The organism is Paenibacillus sp. FSL P4-0176 (assembly GCF_037975265.1).
Classification (GTDB): domain Bacteria; phylum Bacillota; class Bacilli; order Paenibacillales; family Paenibacillaceae; genus Paenibacillus; species Paenibacillus amylolyticus.
The window spans coordinates 5,170,922-5,189,130 of sequence record NZ_CP150242.1 but is presented as its reverse complement, the minus strand read 5'-3'; the positions used below and the strand labels follow the sequence as shown (position 1 = coordinate 5,189,130).

Genomic DNA, 18,209 nt, shown 5'->3' with positions numbered 1-18,209 from the left:
GCTTTGGCTTTCCTTTTGTCACGATGTGCGATATGGTGAATGATATGGGGGTGGAAGAGTGGCTGAAAAGCGTGATTATTATGAGGTGCTTGGCGTTAGTAAAACGGCTAACGACGATGAAATTAAAAAGGCTTACCGTAAGCTTGCCCGTCAGTATCACCCTGACGTAAACAAGGCTGCTGATGCGGAAGCTAAATTTAAAGAAGTTAAAGAAGCTTACGACGTAGTGAGTGACGGTCAGAAGCGTGCACAATATGATCAATATGGTCATGTCGATCCGAATCAAGGTGGATTCGGTGGTGGCGGTGATTTTGGCGGCGGCGGATTTGGCGACATCTTCGACATGTTCTTTGGCGGCGGTGGCGGTGGACGACGTGATCCAAATGCTCCGCAACGGGGGAATGATCTGCAATACACGATGACGATTGAGTTCAAGGAAGCTGTATTCGGTAAAGAAACCGATATTACGATTCCGCGTACCGAAGGCTGTGATACCTGTCATGGCTCAGGTGCCAAACCTGGAACGAAACCGGAAACCTGCTCGGTCTGCCAAGGTAGCGGTCAGCAGGAAGTCGTGCAAAATACACCGTTTGGTCGTATGGTTAATCGTCGTGCATGTTCGAACTGTAGCGGTTCGGGCCAAATTATCAAAGAAAAATGTACAACGTGCAGTGGCAGCGGTAAAGTCCGCAAGCAACGCAAAATCCATGTCCGCATTCCAGCGGGTGTAGATGATGGCGCGCAACTGCGTATGACAGGTGAGGGCGAAGGCGGCCTGCGTGGCGGACCAGCGGGAGATCTGTATATTGTCATTCGCGTGAAATCACATGATTTCTTCGAGCGTGAAGGCGACGATATTTATTGCGAAATCCCACTTACCTTTGCTCAGGCAGCTCTGGGAGATGAAGTTGAGATCCCGACGCTCACCGAGAAAGTGAAGTTGAAAGTACCAGCTGGTACACAAACGGGAACGTATTTCCGCCTCAAAGGCAAAGGTGTACCACGCCTGCGCGGTATGGGGCAAGGGGATCAGCATGTGAAAGTGGTTGTGGTTACACCTAGTAAGCTGAATGACGAGCAGAAAGATCTGCTTCGCCAAATTGCTTCGCTGGATGGAGAGCAAACACATGAGCATGAACAATCTTTCTTTGATAGAGTGAAACGCGCCTTCCGCGGCGACTGAGAATAAAATAAAGCAAGTCCAAAAGGACACCACAGTGGTTTTTACCGCAGGGTGTCCTTTTTTGTGCGCCTTTTTTTGTGGTTCAGTGGTTTTTGTGAAATCCATGGATCTATGCTACGAAGCTCGACAGCAATTTGTGGGAGCATTTCGGTATATTCTGAGCAAACTTGCGGAAAGATAGCATGGCGAGAATGATATGCATAGCTGATATGCGAGAAATTAGGGAAGCAGGTGAAGCGGATGACCGAGAAAAATATTTTGGCGTACTTTCACAGCCCGGAGCAGGCTCAAGGGGCGGCCAAAAAACTGGAGGCATTGCGAGTGGAGGACCTGTCGATTAATCGATTCAGCCGATATGCGGGTGTAGGACCAAGCGGGGCTTCCTACAAGCCGGGCGTTTCCGGCAGTTTTTCATCATGGGTGCCCGATTCGATGCAAACAAATACCAGTGCTGGAATCATGGCTGCGGCGGACCCTTCTGCAAGCGGCATGAGTGATGGTGGACAGGGTGGCCCTACAGGAAGAGATGTATTGCTAACTGTCATCGTAGATGAATCGGTACATCACCGCGCTATGTCTATTATCGAACAAGCCGGTGGAATGATCTAGTTTCAAGAAATCGATATAAGATGAACAGAGAATTACACTTTAACGGAGAGTGTAGAACCAATCTGAAGAAGCGAAGCGTTCGCCTAAAAGCTTTCGCAAGAAAGCTACTTCGGAAGCATACGCTATCCCCGGATTTCTCCCTTTAAGGAGGGAGTTGAAGGAATCTGGGGATAACAGCGATCGGAGGATGGGGCTACAATCGGAGTCTTACAGTGTAACAAATATTAGTTCATTTTAATTTGAAGGAGGAGCATTACAATGGCAGAACATGAACGTCCAGGCAAGATCTTAACGAAAACGGAAAAGATGAAACGTATGCAATCCGCAAAAAATGAGGACGTGGAATTCAGCGCTGAAGCTGCGGATCATGAAGATATCGAAGCACTACGCCGCAGTGAAGCGGCTGATCGAAGACAGGGACGGGAGCTTCATGACTGAAGATCGCTCGGCAGTGACCCTCGAAGCTGTTTTTACAAGCTGGACTGAGGCCGAGTCTGCACGGAGAGCCCTGGAATTGCTGCACCCGAACCAATTAAGCATCGAGAGCCTTGGCAATGAAGCATCCACATTGGGCTCAAACGATGTTACGGGCTCCGATAATTCTCCTACGGCCGTCGTCGGAGGATTTAGTGGCGAACTGAATGTACTTGCCTTGATTAGTGATGAAACGGAAATGTTGTCCAATGGTCAGGTGTATGATACACCCAAAGAGGACTCGGCCAACAGGCTAAAACAAGAAATTTTGCTGACCGTGTCCGTATCCAACGATTCGCTCCCGCAAGCCGCAGAGATGATCACGCAGAATGGTGGGCGTTTTTGCTAACTGAGATTCGAATTATGCAAAATGCTGAAGTAAATGAAACAGATATGTATGAATAGATGACAGGATATTCGAGCAGTCAGGCTGCGGATATCCTGTTTTGTTTTTCTTTTACTGGTGCGGCTTTGTGCTCCGGCTAGCTTGTGTAGTACAATAGTTGGGATGTTTGAATAATGAGGAGGAAAAACCAAGTATGTTATGGCATGAACTAACAATACATACCACAGAAGAAGCTGTGGAGATGATTTCGAATTTTTTACATGAAGCGGGTGCTGGAGGGGTTTCGATTGAAGAGTCCGGTACTTTAAATAAAAAACGGGACACAACGTATGGTGAGTTATACGACGTTCCTTTGAATGATATTCCGGAAGGCTTTGCAGTCATCAAAGGGTACTTCTCCGAAGGTACGGATATGGTTGCATTACAGTCAGAAGTTAATCCGAGAATTGAGGAACTCTCCGAATTCGGAATTGATACAGGTGAGGTTCGTTATGAGACGCGTACAGTGGATGAAGATGACTGGGCAACAGCCTGGAAACAATATTTCAAGCCGGTACGTGTATCGGAACGTTTGACGATCAAGCCAACTTGGGAAGAGTATACGCCTGAAAGTCCGGATGAGAAAATTATTGAGCTTGATCCAGGCATGGCTTTTGGTACAGGAACCCACCCAACGACCTCCCTCTGCTTGCGCACACTGGAAACGGTTATTCAGGGCGGCGAGGAAGTTATTGACGTAGGTACAGGCTCTGGTATTTTGGCTATTGGAGCGATAAAACTTGGGGCAAAACATGTACTGGCGCTCGATCTTGATCCAGTTGCCGTAATTAGTGCCAGGGAGAATGTGGAACTGAATGGGCTGGAGCAACAAATTACGGTTAAAGAGAGTGATCTGTTGTCCGTCCTTGGGAGTCAGGACCCTGCACTTGGTGTACAACTGCCGGTTAAGGTTGTCGTGGCGAACATTCTGGCTGAGATCATTTTGTTGTTCGTAGACGATGTCTATAATGCGCTTGAGTCTGGTGGCACCTATATTGTATCCGGCATTTGGAAGAACAAAGAGCAGGTTGTGCATGATGCACTGGTAGCCTCCGGATTTGAAGTGAGTGCGATCCACCGTGATGAGGATTGGCTGGCGTTTGTAGCCAGAAAGGGGTAACGTATGGACTTTTGGAATTCGTTCTTTCGTTATCCGATCGATCAGCTTCCGTTTTTCCTGCTAACCATTCTGATCGCATTTACAGTGCATGAATTCTCGCATGCATATTTTGCCAACAAATTTGGTGATCCAACAGCGAAGCTGTTGGGTCGGGTCACGCTGAATCCGGTTGTACACTTTGACTTGTTAGGTGTGCTGCTGCTCATTATTGCCGGCTTTGGTTGGGCACGTCCAGTTCCCGTTAATCGGGCTAACTTCGACAAACCTAGATTGATGGGCATCATCGTATCTGCAGCAGGGCCTCTGAGCAATCTGTTGCTCGCGATCATCGGTACAATCATCTATGCTTCACTGGTTGGTTCGGGAGCACTCGGTGGGATTGATAATGAGCGTCTGCTCACAGCAATCACGACGTTTTTCGCTATCTTTAACTTAACCAACTTTTTCCTGTTCCTGTTTAACTTGATTCCGTTGCCACCACTGGATGGTTATCGGATTCTAGAGGATCTACTGCCACCTTCAATCAGCCGCAAGCTGCAAGGGGTGGAGCAATGGTCTATTTTTATCTTCCTATTGATTCTTGTTATACCTCCGTTGCAAAATGTGACGATTCAACCTTTGTATGAGTTTGCGCAAACGATGTATGTGGATCTGGCAAAGGTGATTATCGAATTATATCGCTAAAAGCGCATTGTTTATGGACCGGAATACTGGTCAGAAACATGTAAAAGTTGTATGATCATCTGTGGCGATTGGATTCACGCCTGCCATCAGGCGGGGTGAATTCCAGTCATAACAGGACAGAATGGGTGGATTGACTAATGCAGCGATATTTTGTATCTGCAGAACAGTTTAATGAACACGCTGTGATCATCGCAGGTGATGATGCACGCCATATTGGCAAGGTCATGCGTGGTAAACCTGGAGATAAACTGATTGTCAGTGACGGAAACTCCAGAGAAGCACTCGTGGAAATTGAGAGTATTGAAGTTGGCCAAGTGACAGCCAATATTGTGGAACCTCTCGAGATGGACCATGAAGCACGAATTCGTGTAACCGTGGCACAGAGTTTGCCCAAGGGTGACAAGATGGAAACAGTCATCCAGAGATGTACTGAGATTGGGGCGGTATCATTTGTACCCTTCCTATCAGAACGTACGATTGTGCAATATGATGCCAAGAAAGAAGGCAAACGGTTGGAGCGGTGGCGGAAAATTGCCAAGGAAGCTGCCGAACAGAGTCACCGGAATCGCATTCCATCCGTTGAGCAGCCGCTTTCCTGGAAAGGGCTGTTATCTTCTTTTGAGGGCTATAGCCTGGTATGTTATTGTTATGAGAAAGAAAATGGTAAACAGCTGAGAGATGCATTGAAGCCGTTTATAGAGCAGCTTGCACCTGATGCAAGTGCAGAAGTTTTGATCGTGGTTGGACCGGAAGGTGGATTTTCTGAGAAGGAGACGGCAGAGGCTGATCAGGCAGGTGCTGTATCTGTTGGACTGGGCAAACGCATTTTGCGTGCTGAGACAGCTGGAATGGCAGCACTAACTTGCGTGCTATATGAATCCGGAGAAATGGGAGGAATGTAATTATGCCATCCGTGGCGTTTTACACCTTAGGCTGCAAAGTTAATTTCTATGATACAGAGGCGATTTGGCAATTGTTCAAAAACGAAGGTTACGATCAAGTGGACTTTGATGAACAGACAGCGGATGTATACTTGATTAATACTTGTACAGTAACCAATACCGGCGACAAAAAGAGCCGTCAAATTATTCGTCGTGCCATTCGGCGCAACCCGGAGGCGATTGTGGCCGTTACAGGCTGCTATGCGCAGACTTCTCCGGCAGAGATTCTGGACATCCCAGGGGTGGATCTGGTTATCGGTACACAGGACCGTGACAAGATTTTACCATACGTTAATGAAATTCAGGAGTCCCGTCAACCGGTTAATGCGGTGCGTAATATTATGAAAACCCGTGTGTTTGAAGAAATGGACGTACCGGATTTTGCAGACCGCACCCGCGCATTCCTGAAAATTCAGGATGGATGCAATAACTTCTGTACATTCTGCATCATTCCGTGGTCTCGTGGTCTCTCACGTAGTCGGGAAGCGAACAGCATTATTCAACAGGCACATCAACTCGTACACGCCGGATACAAGGAGATTGTTCTGACCGGTATTCATACAGGTGGGTATGGTGATGACATGGAGAACTATGATCTGACCGATCTGCTGTGGGATTTGGATAAGGTAGAGGGTTTGGAGCGTATTCGAATCAGTTCGATTGAAGCCAGTCAGATTGACGACCGTATGCTCGACGTGATCAAACGTTCGGACAAACTTGTTCGTCACTTCCATATTCCGCTGCAAGCGGGTGATGATACGGTGTTGAAACGCATGCGCCGTAAATATACGACAGAAGAGTTTTACAACAAGATGCTTCGCATTCGGGAAGCAATGCCGGATGTAGCGATTACAACAGACATTATTGTTGGATTTCCAGGTGAGACGGATGAGATGTACCGTAATGGCTATGAGTTGATGCGGAAGATCGGTTTTTCCGAAATGCACGTATTCCCTTATTCCAAGCGTACGGGTACACCAGCAGCACGAATGGAAGATCAGGTGGACGAAGAAGTCAAAAATGCACGTGTGCATGAACTGATTGACTTGTCTGAACAGATGCAGCTGGAGTACGCTGAGCAGTTTGTTGGACAGGTACTGGATGTTATTCCCGAAGGGGAAGCCAAAGGCCGCGAGGGAAGTGGGAAGCTGCACGGTTATAGCGACAACTACATTCAACTGGTCTTTGACGGAACGATGGATATGGTCGGTAAAGTGTGCCGAGTCAAAGTGGTTGAAGCTGGCGTCAACGAGAGTCAGGCTACGCTGGTACGTGTGTTGGAAGACAATCTTAAGTCCGCCGCGATGTGATCGAGGCGTCAGAAACAAGGATTTCATTTCCTTGGGGAGCTTACCCGGGGAGATGAGGTCCTTCTTTTGCAAAAAATAAGATAAAGATATCGAAGTTGATGGGGGAGAGCACGATGAACAAAAAAGAAATTTCAGCAGGCGGAGTTGTTTATAGAACAGGGGAAGACGGACGTCTTCAAATTCAGCTTATCGTAGATCGTTATGGTAAAACAACTCTCGCCAAGGGCAAAATGGAAGATGGAGAAACAATTGAACAGACGGCACTGCGCGAGATTTTGGAAGAGACAGGTATGGTGGGCCGCATTGTAGAGCCGGTTGATATCATTGCTTACACGTACCAACATGCAGACTTTGGCCCGGTGGACAAGGAAGTTCATTATTATCTCGTTGAAGCCGAGAGTGGTGATCTACAGCCTCAGATTGAAGAAATCAAGGGTGTGGATTGGTATGCTCCGGAAGAAGCATGGTCCTTACAGCAGCAGAGCGGATATGATAATAACGATGATATCTTGCGTGTAGCCCTGAACAAGTTAGGCATTAACGTATAACGCACTATTGTTCGAGTCAGTTAGCCGCGAGCTCTGTGGGTCTGGATAGGCAGATCATCAAGCCACGGGTGACTTCGCCGCGGGGGCGTGGACCGGTGGTTTTTTGTGCCAGATTGGCAAGTAACAAAATGGCAAAGCAAGCAGTGAACTGGTGATGTTAAAAAGGGTCTGGGCATGTGCAATCTGTGCCCCGTTGTCCGCTGACAGCCAGGCCGAAGCTGCATGCAGCTGGCCGATCAGCGGCATAAACAGCAGCGCTCCCGCAATGTTTAATACAACATGGGAGGCTGCGACAAATTTGCCTGCGGATGCTCCACCCGCGGCAGCAATCACAGCGGTGATGCAGGTCCCCACATTGGACCCGATCACAATGGCGATGCCGATCTCCACAGGCAATACCCCTGTGGCTGCCAGCGTAATCGCCATGCTAATGACAGCTGCGCTGCTGTGAATGAGCGCTGTCAGACAGGCACCTGCCAGGAAGCCCCACCACAAGCTATCGGCCGAGCGGTCGAGAAACCATTGAAATACGCCCATGCTCCGCAAGGGTAAGGCAATGGATTGCATCACCTGAATGCCTGTCATAACAAGTGCAAATCCGGCAGCTGCGAGGAAACTGTACTGGATGTTAAACAGAGTCTGACGCGTGCGTTCAGGAGCGGCCAGATTGCGTTCACCAAGAACAACAAACATGGCCCAGCCCGTTAGCGACAGGACGAGTAGTGGTAGGGAAGCACGTCCGATCTGCAGTCCCACCAGCTCCGTCGTCAGGCATGTCCCGATGTTGGTGCCAAGGATGATGCCAAGTGTGCGCCCATAGGTAATTAATCTGGCATTAGCCAGTCCAATGGTGAGTACGGTGACCGCAGTACTGCTCTGTAACAAGGCCGTTGCGCCTGCACTGAAGGCCATGCCTTTCCATGGAGCAGAGGTGGCGCGATTGAGCCAACCTGCCAACATGGGCCCAGCCATGCGCTGCAAGGCCGTTTCCATCAGCTTCATGCCACCAAAAAAGATAATAAGCCCATAGAGTAGGGGCAATATCACATCTCTAAACATAGAAACATCATTCCTTCCGTCCGGTTCCTTAACTCATCCTATGAGTAAGAAGAGACAACCATGACAAGCCTAAAGGAATTCAGAGGGAAGCGACCTAAATTACCCCACCCCAATTCGGAAGATACGGTGATTCGTAACCGGAACGTCACTTAACTGCTGCACCCCAATTCGAAAGATACGGTGATTCGTGCAAGTGTAGTGGAGGGGACGAAATCGAATCTGAAGAAGCGAAGCGTGCGCCTTTGTCTCCGGATTTTCCCTTTAAAAAGGGAATCAAAAAATTCTGGAGACAACAGCGATCAGAAGATCGATTCGTAACCGGAACGTCACCTACGCGCCGCACCAAACCTATCTTTTGAACTATTAAATTAAAGGAAGTGGATCTACCTTGCCATCAGTTACACTCGAACGCAGTCGCAAAAAGCGGCTTGAACATGCACATCCATGGATATTTAACAATGAAATTGCCTCTGTTGACGGAAACCCGGAACCGGGAGATCTGGTCAATGTATTGAATCATCAAGGTCGCTATCTGGCGACAGGTTATTACAATCCTGCATCTCAGATCACTGTAAGGGTTGTAGCGTATCAACCTCTGGAGTCCGAACAGATGGACACCGCGTTTTTTGCAGCGCGTTTCCGCGATTGCTTGCGTCACCGGGAACGTTTTATCCATGATGGAGAGGCATACCGTCTCGTTTACGGAGAAGCTGATTTTCTACCAGGATTGATCGTTGACCGTTTCGGTAGCATCCTCGTTGTACAGTTGCTTACACTTGGCATGGATCGTTGCCGTGAAGCCATCGTACAGGCACTCATTGAAGTAATGCAGCCGGAAGGCATATATGAGCGCAGTGATGTCTCGATTCGTGAACTGGAAGGTTTGGAACAGACCAAAGGTCCGCTGTATGGAGAGTGCCCACGGCATGTCACTGTTACAGAGAATGGGCTACTCATTAAAGTGGATATCGTGGAAGGGCAGAAGACAGGTTACTTCTTCGACCAACGTGAGAATCGTGCAGCCATCGAACCGCTCATGAAGGGTTGGGGCTACAAGAGTGGAATCACACTTCAAACGACTGAGCAGGATGGCACAGAGCAGCTCTTGCCTGTGAATAAAAGCGGTAAGGTAGTTACATACCCATATTGGGATGGTGCCACTGTACTGGAGTGTTTCTCACACACGGGCAGCTTTACGTTGAATGCTTGCAAGTATGGAGCCAAAAAAGTGACTTGTCTTGATATTTCGGAGCATGCCATTGAGAGTGCACGAACAAATGTGGAGCTGAACGGTTTCACTGACCGGGTCGAGTTCGTAGTTGCTGATGCATTCCAGTACTTGCGTGAACAAGTGAAAGGGCTGGATGAACGTACCTCACGTGCACGTGCAGGCGAACAGAAAGTGGATACATCCAAAGCGCTTGCAGCTGGCGGTAAAACATTTGATGTGGTCATCCTTGATCCTCCTGCATTTGCCAAAACGAAATCAGCAGTTAAAGGTGCATGTCGCGGTTATAAAGATATCAATCTGCAAGGAATGAAACTGGTCAATGAGGGTGGATATTTGGTAACAGCCAGCTGTTCGTATCACATGCGTCCAGACCTCTTCCTGGATACGATTGCCGATGCAGCGGAAGATGCAGGCAAAGTGCTTCGTTTGATCGACTGGAAAGCAGCCGGTAAGGATCACCCACAAATTTTGGGCGTGGATGAAGGACATTACCTGAAATTTGCTATTTTCGAAGTGCGCAGTAAAAAGAATTAATCGTATGATTTTCGTTCCAATCAAGTATAGATCAAGTCAAAAGTCCACAGTGTGATAGCTGCGGGCTTTTTGCTGTTTTGCTGTGTTAACGGAGATGATCTCCGGTTTTACCGGATAGTGGCAAACGTATGTTCCGAACCAAGTCAGATATGTTATACTGGGAATTAAAATCTTGTACGTGTGGTTTGGAGGATTAGACATGTCCGTTCGTTTTGTTATTGGCCGGGCAGGCAGCGGAAAAAGCTTGCTGATTACCCGGGAAATTACATCCCTGCTTCAAAAGGAGCCGCAAGGCACACCTTTGATTTTACTCGTTCCCGAACAGAGTTCTTTTCGAACAGAGCAGGTATTGGTGTCTTCTGGAGCAATTAAAGGTACCATGCGTGCAGAAGTGCTCGGCTTTCGCCGTCTAGCCTATCGTGTAATGCAAGAAGCAGGTGGTTCTGCTCGTATTCCGATCGGAGCCGAAGGCAAAAAGATGCTGCTCTACAAGGTCATCCAGCGCCGTAAGGAAGAATTAAAGCTGTTTGGTGCATCCGGCAGCCAGCTGGGTTTTATAGGCGAATTAAATGACTTATATAGTGAATTTAAACGTTATGAAGTTGATCCATCATTGCTGGAAGACGGGCTGTCTGGAGGGAATACCTCATCCACTTCGCCAATTCTGGAGGACAAGTTGCATGACTTGAATCTGATATATCGTGACTATGAACAGGAACTGACCAATTTATATATTGATGATGAAGACACGTTGACCGAGCTGACAGATCGTTTGTCGGAAAGTGCATTGCTGCAGGATGCCCAGATCTGGATTGATGGTTTTCAGGGATTCACACCACAGGAGATGAGTGTGATTGGTCGGCTGATGTTGCAGTCCTCTTCCGTGACGATTGCACTGACATTGGATCGTCCTTATGATCATGGCGCACTGCCTGGAGAACTGGAACTATTTTTTCCTACGGCAAGTGCCTATGCGCGCCTGAAAGGAATGGCTGACGAACTGGGTGTAACGAGCGATATAACCGTGCTAGATTCGGAGATTCCACCGAGATACAAGGATCGTCCGGGACTTGCTCATCTGGAGGCTGGTTTCGACCGACGAATTCGTTGGAAAAGTGAAGGCCTTGATTCCGGAATCCAACTGGTTGCAGCGGAGAACCGACGAGCTGAGATGGAGGGAGCACTGCGTGAGATGCGGCGCTTGGCACAAAACGAAGGTGCGCGTTATCGGGACATGGCGGTACTTGTCCGGCAGTTGGATACCTACGCTGATATAGCTGAACCGTTATTCAGGGATTATGACGTACCCGTCTTTCTCGACCGGAGAAGAAATGAACTTCATCATCCATTATCTGAGTTTATCCGTTCCGCACTGGATATTGTTCGGCGCCACTGGCGTTACGAGGATGTATTTCGCTGTGTCAAAACGGATCTGCTGCTTCCGCGTGATGGTTCCATCACTCGTGAAGATATGGACCAGCTTGAGAATTATGTACTGGCTTGTGGTATTCACGGGTATCGCTGGACTGACGGCAAACCGTGGAAGTATGTACCAAGCCTGTCGCTGGAAGACAACGGTCAGGATGGCCGTAGTCGAGGACGGGATCAGATGCTTTCTTTAATGGAGAGCTGCCGAACGGTCATTACAGATTCCTTGGGTGCTTTTGAGAAACGAATGAAAAAGGCAAAGACAGCCAAAGCCCAGTGCGAGGCACTATACAGACTGCTGGAAGATGCTGAGATCGCATGGAAGCTGGAAAACATGTCTGCTGAAGCTAAGGCACAAGGTGACCCCGAACGGTCGAGAGAACATCGGCAGATGTGGGGAGCTGTGCTAGATTTATTGGATCAGATGGTCGATATGATGGGGAATGAACGGCTGGATATCACGCTGTTTTCCGGGATGATTGAGACCGGATTGACGGAACTGAAGCTGGGTCTGGTACCACCAGCACTTGATCAGGTTTTGATGGGTTCTATGGACCGTACACGCCTTCAGGACATCAAATACGTATTTATCCTTGGCGCCGTTGATGGTGAATTACCCGCCGTACCTCAGGATGATGGCGTATTAACGGAACTGGAGAGAGCGTTACTGACGGAAAGAGGCATGGCGCTTGGACCAGGTGCAACAAGGCAGATGCTGGATGAACGTTTTCTGATCTATACGGCACTTACAGCGGCAAGCAGCCAGTTGTGGCTGAGTTACCCGGTTGCTGATGATGAGGGGAAAGCACTGCTTCCTTCCGAGATTGTCCGCCATGTACGGAAGATGTTTGGTCTACAAGAACAGCCATTGCTCGCTCAACCACCGGTTGCGAACTCGGAAGAAGCGCATTGGTCCTATGTCACCCATCCGGGTCAGAGTCTGTCAACGCTTATTGGACAATTGCGCAAATGGCGCCGCGGAGAAGACATCCCTGAAATGTGGTGGGCGGTCTACAATTGGCATGTATCTCGAGAGACAAGCAGACCTCAGCTGGAACGGTTGATGGGATCAATCTTTTATCGTAATCGGGCATTACCACTACGTACAGCTACCAGTCGCAGACTGTATGGTACAGAGGTGAGGACGAGTGTCTCGCGAATGGAGCGGTTCGTCGCTTGTCCGTTCTCCCATTTTGCTTCGCATGGGCTGCGTCTCAAAGAACGGCAATTGTACCGCCTTCAGGCTCCTGATATCGGACAGCTGTTTCATGCTGCACTAAGCCAGTTGGCTATGCGATTGCGCGAAGAAAATCGTAGTTGGGGCAGTTTGACTCCAGACCAATGTCGTCAGGAAGCCGAGCAAACTGTGGAGCAGATTGCACCACAGCTGCAAGGGGAGATTTTGCTAAGCACCAAGCGATACGGTTATATTTTCCGCAAATTGAAGGACATTGTTAGCCGGGCATCGGTTATTCTTGGTGAACAGTCCAGACGTGGAAGTTTTGAACCGATTGGATTGGAGCTTGATTTTGGACCCGATAAAACACTGCCGCCACTACGTTTTGAACTGGAGAACGGCTGTGTGATGGAGATCGTGGGTCGAATTGACCGTGTAGATGTCGCAGAAGGAGAGAATGGTCTGCTCCTGCGTGTCATTGACTATAAATCAAGCCAGACGGACCTCAAGTTACATGAAGTGTACTATGGTCTGTCATTGCAAATGCTCACCTATCTGGAGGTGCTGCTTAGTGCTGCCGAAGAATGGCTTGGGGAAACGGCGATGCCTGGAGGAACGTTGTATTTCCATGTGCATAACCCGCTGTTGCAATCCGCAAACGGCATGACATCGGAGCAGGCAGGACAAGAACTGCTGAAACGGTTCAAAATGAAAGGTTTGCTGCTGGCGGATCGGGATGCAATCGCTCAAATGGACAACACCCTGGATAAGGGGTATTCAGCGATTATTCCGGTTGCCCTTAAGGCAGATGGCAGCTTTTATAGCAGTGCAGCTGTAGCTACGCCAGAGCAATGGGATACGCTGCTTGCTTCGGTTCGCAGTAATATCCGTGAGATTGGTACCCGGATTACGGATGGGGATGTGGCCATTGAGCCTTATCGTATTCAGCAGGAAGTGGCGTGTACGTTCTGTCCGTATAAGCCTGTTTGTCAGTTTGATGAGAATATAGAAGGAAATGAATACAACCTGTTGTCCAAACCGGGCAAACAGCAAATCTGGGATATGTTATCTCACACCAAGGGAGGGGAAACATCATGACGAATATACCAAAACCGGAAGGAAGCTTCTGGAGTGATGACCAGTGGAGTGCGATTTCCGAAAGCGGAGAAGACATACTGGTTGCCGCAGCGGCGGGATCAGGCAAGACAGCCGTACTGGTTGAACGAATTATTCGCAAGATCGCAGATCCCTCCCAAGGATACAGTGTGGATCGTTTACTTGTAGCTACGTTTACCAAAGCGGCCGCCGCCGAAATGAAACAACGGATTCGGGAAGCGTTGGAACGTGCGCTGGAAGAACAGCCTGGAGAAGAGCATCTGCGTAAGCAGCTGTCGCTGCTTGGACGGGCATCTATTACAACGCTGCATTCATTCTGTATGGAAGTCATTCGCCGTTATTATCAGCAAATTCCGTTGAACCCGGCTTTTCGTATCCTGAATGAAAATGAAGCGGAAATCATGCGGCAGGAACTGCTTGAAGAACTATTTGAGGAAAAGTATGGCGAAGAAGATGAAGGGAGTACATTCCGCGAATTAGTGGACTGGTTCAGTGGAGAACGAAACGATGATGCGATGCATCGACTGGTGCAACGATTGTATGATTTCTCCCGCAGTCATTCCTGGCCGGATCATTGGCTCTCAGAGATGGCATCTGCTTTTCAGGTGGAAAGTGTAGAGGCACTTGGACATTCAGCATGGGTTCAGAGTATTTTGCGTGATGCGGCTCTTGCTTTGAGTGGTGCAGCAGGACTGCTTCGTCAAGGCATCCATATTTCCATGCAGCCTGAAGGTCCGGCACCTTATGCAGAAACGTTAAAAGAAGACCTGGTGATGGTAGAAGAGCTGCTGTCTGCGGCCCAGGTTATGCCATGGGAAAGGTTGCCTGAAGTGTTTCAACCCGCTGCATTTGGCAAATTGAAACCCTGCAAAAAGGATCAAACGGACCCGGCTTTACAGGATCAGGTGAAGGAACTCCGTGAGGCTGCGAAAAAAGCAGTTACCGACCTGAAAGGTTCATTGTTCGGAAGAAGTGCGTTTTCGTTCTGGCAGGAGCTGGAGCAAGCGGCACCACTCATGCAGGAATTGTCGAGGTTGGTTAGTACATTTGGAGAACGTTATCGACAGGCCAAACAGGAACGTGGGCAAGTTGACTTCAGTGATCTGGAGCATTACTGTCTTCACATTTTGCGACATGAGGATTCAACGCCTGAACTGTCGATGCCTTCCGATGCGGCTATGGAGTACCGTTCGCGATTCGATGAAGTGTTGCTTGATGAATATCAGGATACCAATACGGTTCAGGAAGATATCGTGAAGCTCATCTCCAGAGAAAACCCGGGCAACCGATTCATGGTCGGTGATGTCAAACAGAGTATCTACCGTTTCCGTTTGGCTGAGCCAGGTCTATTTATGAACAAGTATCGTCAGTATGGAGCGAGCATGCGTGAGGATGGAAGTGTTGTAGATCGCCTGAGTCGTGCAGGCCAACGTATTGATCTTGCGCGTAATTTCCGCAGTCGTGCGGAAATCGTGCATTCGGTCAATATGATATTCCGGCAACTCATGAACGAAGGTGTGGCAGAGATTGCTTACGATGAACGAGCTCAACTGGCATATGGGGCTACGTTCCCGTCAGAAACACTTGGTGATGAGGCGTATACACCTGAACTCATGCTGATCGATCGTCAGGGTGGTGGTCCGGATCTGACAGAGAGCACGGATGAGAATGGGGATGTATCGGTCTCCGCAGAACTGGAGAGTGCCGAACTCGAAACAGCACAGTTGGAAGCGAGGGCGATCGCAAGGCGTATTCGGGAGATGGTTGGGGATACGGACAAACCTGCCCTCCATGTATATGACAAAGCCCTGCAAACGATGCGCCCGGCACGTTACGGTGACATGGTCATCTTGCTGCGTTCGACCTTGATGTGGGCTCCGCTCATGATTGAGGAGTTCAGACAGCAGGGAATTCCTGCTGGAGGAGAACAGAGCAAGGGTTATTTTCAGGCTACAGAAGTGGAAATCATGATGTCTCTGCTTCAGCTTGTTGATAATCCAAGGCAGGATATTCCGCTCGCTTCCGTGCTTCGTTCCCCGATTGTTGGACTGGATGAAGAGGAACTGGCACAGATTCGGCTTGGTGACAAAAGACAATCATTCTATGATGCGGTTATATCAGCTGCGGGAGATTGGAGCGATTCCTCCACTAATGCTGTACAACAATCCCGGCAGGATAATCATCCTGATTCCAATATGGTCCAGTTGCAGTGGCCGGAAGCCTGGGCAGAGATGGAACAGGGACAGCGGGAGACAGCAGCTTCAGTCGAGGCAGAGATCCTGGATGATGTCTATGAATCCGATGTGCATACATTGCATACAGATGGAATGCAAGATGCTGGTGTTACGGGACATGCAAGTGAGGATCCGGGCATAACGGAGATCTCAGGCTCGGAATTACAGCAAAAGTTAATTCGTTTTATGCGTCAATTGGAGCAGTGGAGACTTGAGGCAAGGCAAGGCAGTCTAAGTGAACTGATCTGGCGTATGTATCGGGAAACCGGTTATTTGGACTGGGTTGGTGGTCTTCCAGGAGGGCTGCAACGTCAAAGTAATCTTAAGGCATTGTACGACCGCGCACGACAATATGAGGAATCAACTGCGAATCGCGGCTTGTTCCGTTTCCTGACCTATGTTTCCAGACTGCGGGAAAACGGGGGAGACCTCGGGACTGTAGCAAGTAGTTCTGGTGAGCAGGACAACGCCGTACGTATCATGACGATTCACAGGAGTAAGGGTTTGGAGTTTCCAATTGTCTTTGTCGGTGGCATATCCAAGATGTTTAATCAGCAAGACTTGAACGCACCGTTTCTAATGCATAAGGAACTGGGATTTGGTCCGAGGTTTGTGGATCGTGAGAACCGAGTAGCTTATCCTACATTAGCCAATCTGGCGATTCGTCGTCGGGCGCAATTTGAACTGCTTGCTGAAGAGATGCGTGTGCTGTATGTTGCGTTGACTCGTCCCAAAGAGAAAATGATTCTGCTAGGTACCGTAAAAGATGCATCGAAAAAAGCACTGGCGTGGTCTCAGGTCAAGGATAGTCCTGAACTGGCATTGCCAGACTATCTGCTGGCTGCAGGACGGAGTTACCTGGACTGGATTGGGCCATCCCTAATGAGACATCCAGATGCGGGTGTGCTGCGTGAACTTGCTGGAAGCAATGATTCGTTCTCAGCTTGTCTTGCAGATGATCAATCACGCTGGGCGATTTCTATTATTTCCGCCGATCAGGTATCCCGTGACCATGTGGTAGATCTGACACTCGGAGAAGAAGACGGGATAAATGAGGTACGGAAAGAACGAATTGCTGCACTAAAAGCCGTCCAACCCGTGAAGTTGGTTACATCTTCAACTGTAGAAGAGCTGACGAAGAGTGCACAAGATACGGCTAACCAAAACATTGGAGATGAAGGTGCAGACATAGTAGCTCTTCAACAAGAGGAGACAAGGCTGATCAACGAGGTTGATCAACGACTTTCATGGACGTACCCCTATGAAGCAGCAACTCAAGTAGCAGCCAGTACATCTGTCACGGAGTTGAAAACGTTACTTGCGATGCAGGATATCCAGTCTGTAGAGGTGATGGAGGAACTGGGAGAACAGTCCGAGAAATTATTGGCTCACAACAACCCAGAAATCAATCACACCAAAGATGAAGCAGGCCATGTACTACGTGGCGTATCCGATGAATCTAACGAGCGTGAGACTGGATCATGGACAGATTCAAACGGTACGGTGAACCTTCCGGATGCGGGATCTGCAGGTACGTCTTTCAAACTGCACCTGCGTCGTCCCAAATTCATGGAGGCAACGCAGTTGACAGGGGCAGAACGGGGGAACGTGTATCATACGTTGATGCAGCATCTTCCTATAGATGGATCATCTGTTGATTCACAACTTATTGAAAAGACAATTGAGCGATTGATTAAGCTTCAGATTTTGCTGCCCCATCATGCTGCGGCTATCGAACCTGAAGAACTGGCCGGATTTTTCAATACAGAACCAGGGAAAGAATTATTGCGTGCAGCGTGGGTGAAACGGGAGATTCCGTTTGTGTATGGACTTCCGGCACATCAGTCTCCTGTGGAATGGCTACATGAACGGGCGGCGAACTCAGATATGCAGATAATAAATGAAGATAGCAAAATGCAGGCAACGATTGAAAATGAAACCGTGCTTGTACAGGGGATTATCGATTGTCTGTATGAGGTGGACGGCGAGCTTGTCTTGCTTGATTACAAGACGGATCGGGTATTGGAGCATCGTGGTGGTTTGGATGAACTCACCAAAAATTATCGCTTCCAGCTAGATCTGTATGGACGGGCCATTGAAGATATATTGGGTCGGAAAGTTGACCGGAAATGGCTGTACTTTTTTGATGGTGGACATGCAGTGAAATTGTAAAAGA

At 48.7% G+C, this 18,209-nt stretch carries 13 protein-coding genes; 12 read left to right on the top strand and 1 reads right to left on the bottom strand.

The genetic code is table 11. The features are described from left to right. The first annotated feature begins 58 nt into the window (after positions 1-58). The 9 genes from dnaJ to MKY95_RS24185 all read left to right on the top strand — a co-directional run bounded on the left by dnaJ (position 59) and on the right by MKY95_RS24185 (position 7,254). Positions 59-1,183 carry a molecular chaperone DnaJ gene (dnaJ, locus tag MKY95_RS24225; RefSeq protein WP_036615086.1) on the top strand — a complete coding sequence of 375 codons (1,125 nt, stop codon included), beginning with the start codon at positions 59-61 and terminating at the stop codon, positions 1,181-1,183. A gap of 240 nt (positions 1,184-1,423) precedes the next feature. Then, positions 1,424-1,792, top strand: a complete 369-nt coding sequence (locus tag MKY95_RS24220; protein WP_076318851.1) for a hypothetical protein — start codon at positions 1,424-1,426, stop codon at positions 1,790-1,792. Between the two features lie 258 nt (positions 1,793-2,050). Then, entirely contained in the window at positions 2,051-2,230 is a 180-nt protein-coding gene (locus MKY95_RS24215) for a YfhD family protein (RefSeq protein WP_017687220.1), read from the top strand. Then, entirely contained in the window at positions 2,223-2,615 is a 393-nt protein-coding gene (locus MKY95_RS24210; RefSeq protein ID WP_076318852.1) for a hypothetical protein, read from the top strand. The genes MKY95_RS24215 and MKY95_RS24210 overlap by 8 nt, the downstream gene beginning before the upstream one ends. 190 nt (positions 2,616-2,805) lie before the next feature. Then, positions 2,806-3,771 carry a 50S ribosomal protein L11 methyltransferase gene (gene prmA / locus MKY95_RS24205; RefSeq protein WP_076318853.1) on the top strand — a complete coding sequence of 322 codons (966 nt, stop codon included), beginning with the start codon at positions 2,806-2,808 and terminating at the stop codon, positions 3,769-3,771. Between the two features lie 3 nt (positions 3,772-3,774). Beyond that, entirely contained in the window at positions 3,775-4,455 is a 681-nt protein-coding gene (locus MKY95_RS24200; RefSeq protein ID WP_036668570.1) for a site-2 protease family protein, read from the top strand. A gap of 137 nt (positions 4,456-4,592) precedes the next feature. Then, on the top strand, positions 4,593-5,357 hold the full coding sequence (locus MKY95_RS24195) for an RsmE family RNA methyltransferase (protein WP_076318854.1): 765 nt from the start codon (positions 4,593-4,595) through the stop codon (positions 5,355-5,357). Positions 5,358-5,359: 2 nt separating this feature from the next. Then, entirely contained in the window at positions 5,360-6,706 is a 1,347-nt protein-coding gene (mtaB, locus tag MKY95_RS24190) for a tRNA (N(6)-L-threonylcarbamoyladenosine(37)-C(2))-methylthiotransferase MtaB (protein ID WP_076318855.1), read from the top strand. A 113-nt stretch (positions 6,707-6,819) separates the two neighbouring features. Then, entirely contained in the window at positions 6,820-7,254 is a 435-nt protein-coding gene (locus MKY95_RS24185) for an NUDIX domain-containing protein (RefSeq protein WP_036615070.1), read from the top strand. 57 nt (positions 7,255-7,311) lie between these two features. Here the strand turns inward: MKY95_RS24185 and MKY95_RS24180 are convergent, their stop codons facing one another. Further along, positions 7,312-8,313 carry a Na/Pi symporter gene (locus MKY95_RS24180; protein WP_017687227.1) on the bottom strand — a complete coding sequence of 334 codons (1,002 nt, stop codon included), beginning with the start codon at positions 8,311-8,313 and terminating at the stop codon, positions 7,312-7,314. Positions 8,314-8,701: 388 nt separating this feature from the next. On the opposite strand from MKY95_RS24180, the gene MKY95_RS24175 reads away from it, so the two are divergent. The 3 genes from MKY95_RS24175 to addA all read left to right on the top strand — a co-directional run bounded on the left by MKY95_RS24175 (position 8,702) and on the right by addA (position 18,205). Then, positions 8,702-10,078, top strand: a complete 1,377-nt coding sequence (locus MKY95_RS24175; protein WP_036615067.1) for a class I SAM-dependent rRNA methyltransferase — start codon at positions 8,702-8,704, stop codon at positions 10,076-10,078. Positions 10,079-10,277: 199 nt separating this feature from the next. Further along, positions 10,278-13,781, top strand: a complete 3,504-nt coding sequence (gene addB, locus MKY95_RS24170; RefSeq protein ID WP_036615064.1) for a helicase-exonuclease AddAB subunit AddB — start codon at positions 10,278-10,280, stop codon at positions 13,779-13,781. After that, positions 13,778-18,205: a helicase-exonuclease AddAB subunit AddA gene (gene addA / locus MKY95_RS24165; RefSeq protein WP_076318856.1), complete on the top strand. Its 4,428-nt coding sequence runs from the start codon at positions 13,778-13,780 to the stop codon at positions 18,203-18,205. Before addB ends, addA begins: the two co-directional genes overlap by 4 nt. Positions 18,206-18,209 lie beyond the last annotated feature (4 nt).

Excerpts from the sequence above, each read along its gene's own strand:
- MKY95_RS24220 (WP_076318851.1), top strand. The coding sequence starts at position 1,424 with ATGACCGAGAAAAATATTTTGGCGTACTTTCACAGCCCGGAGCAGGCT.
- MKY95_RS24215 (WP_017687220.1), top strand. The coding sequence starts at position 2,051 with ATGGCAGAACATGAACGTCCAGGCAAGATCTTAACGAAAACGGAAAAG.
- MKY95_RS24210 (WP_076318852.1), top strand. The coding sequence starts at position 2,223 with ATGACTGAAGATCGCTCGGCAGTGACCCTCGAAGCTGTTTTTACAAGC.
- prmA (WP_076318853.1), top strand. The coding sequence starts at position 2,806 with ATGTTATGGCATGAACTAACAATACATACCACAGAAGAAGCTGTGGAG.
- MKY95_RS24200 (WP_036668570.1), top strand. The coding sequence starts at position 3,775 with ATGGACTTTTGGAATTCGTTCTTTCGTTATCCGATCGATCAGCTTCCG.
- MKY95_RS24195 (WP_076318854.1), top strand. The coding sequence starts at position 4,593 with ATGCAGCGATATTTTGTATCTGCAGAACAGTTTAATGAACACGCTGTG.
- mtaB (WP_076318855.1), top strand. The coding sequence starts at position 5,360 with ATGCCATCCGTGGCGTTTTACACCTTAGGCTGCAAAGTTAATTTCTAT.
- MKY95_RS24185 (WP_036615070.1), top strand. The coding sequence starts at position 6,820 with ATGAACAAAAAAGAAATTTCAGCAGGCGGAGTTGTTTATAGAACAGGG.
- MKY95_RS24180 (WP_017687227.1), bottom strand. The coding sequence starts at position 8,313 with ATGTTTAGAGATGTGATATTGCCCCTACTCTATGGGCTTATTATCTTT.
- addB (WP_036615064.1), top strand. The coding sequence starts at position 10,278 with ATGTCCGTTCGTTTTGTTATTGGCCGGGCAGGCAGCGGAAAAAGCTTG.
- addA (WP_076318856.1), top strand. The coding sequence starts at position 13,778 with ATGACGAATATACCAAAACCGGAAGGAAGCTTCTGGAGTGATGACCAG.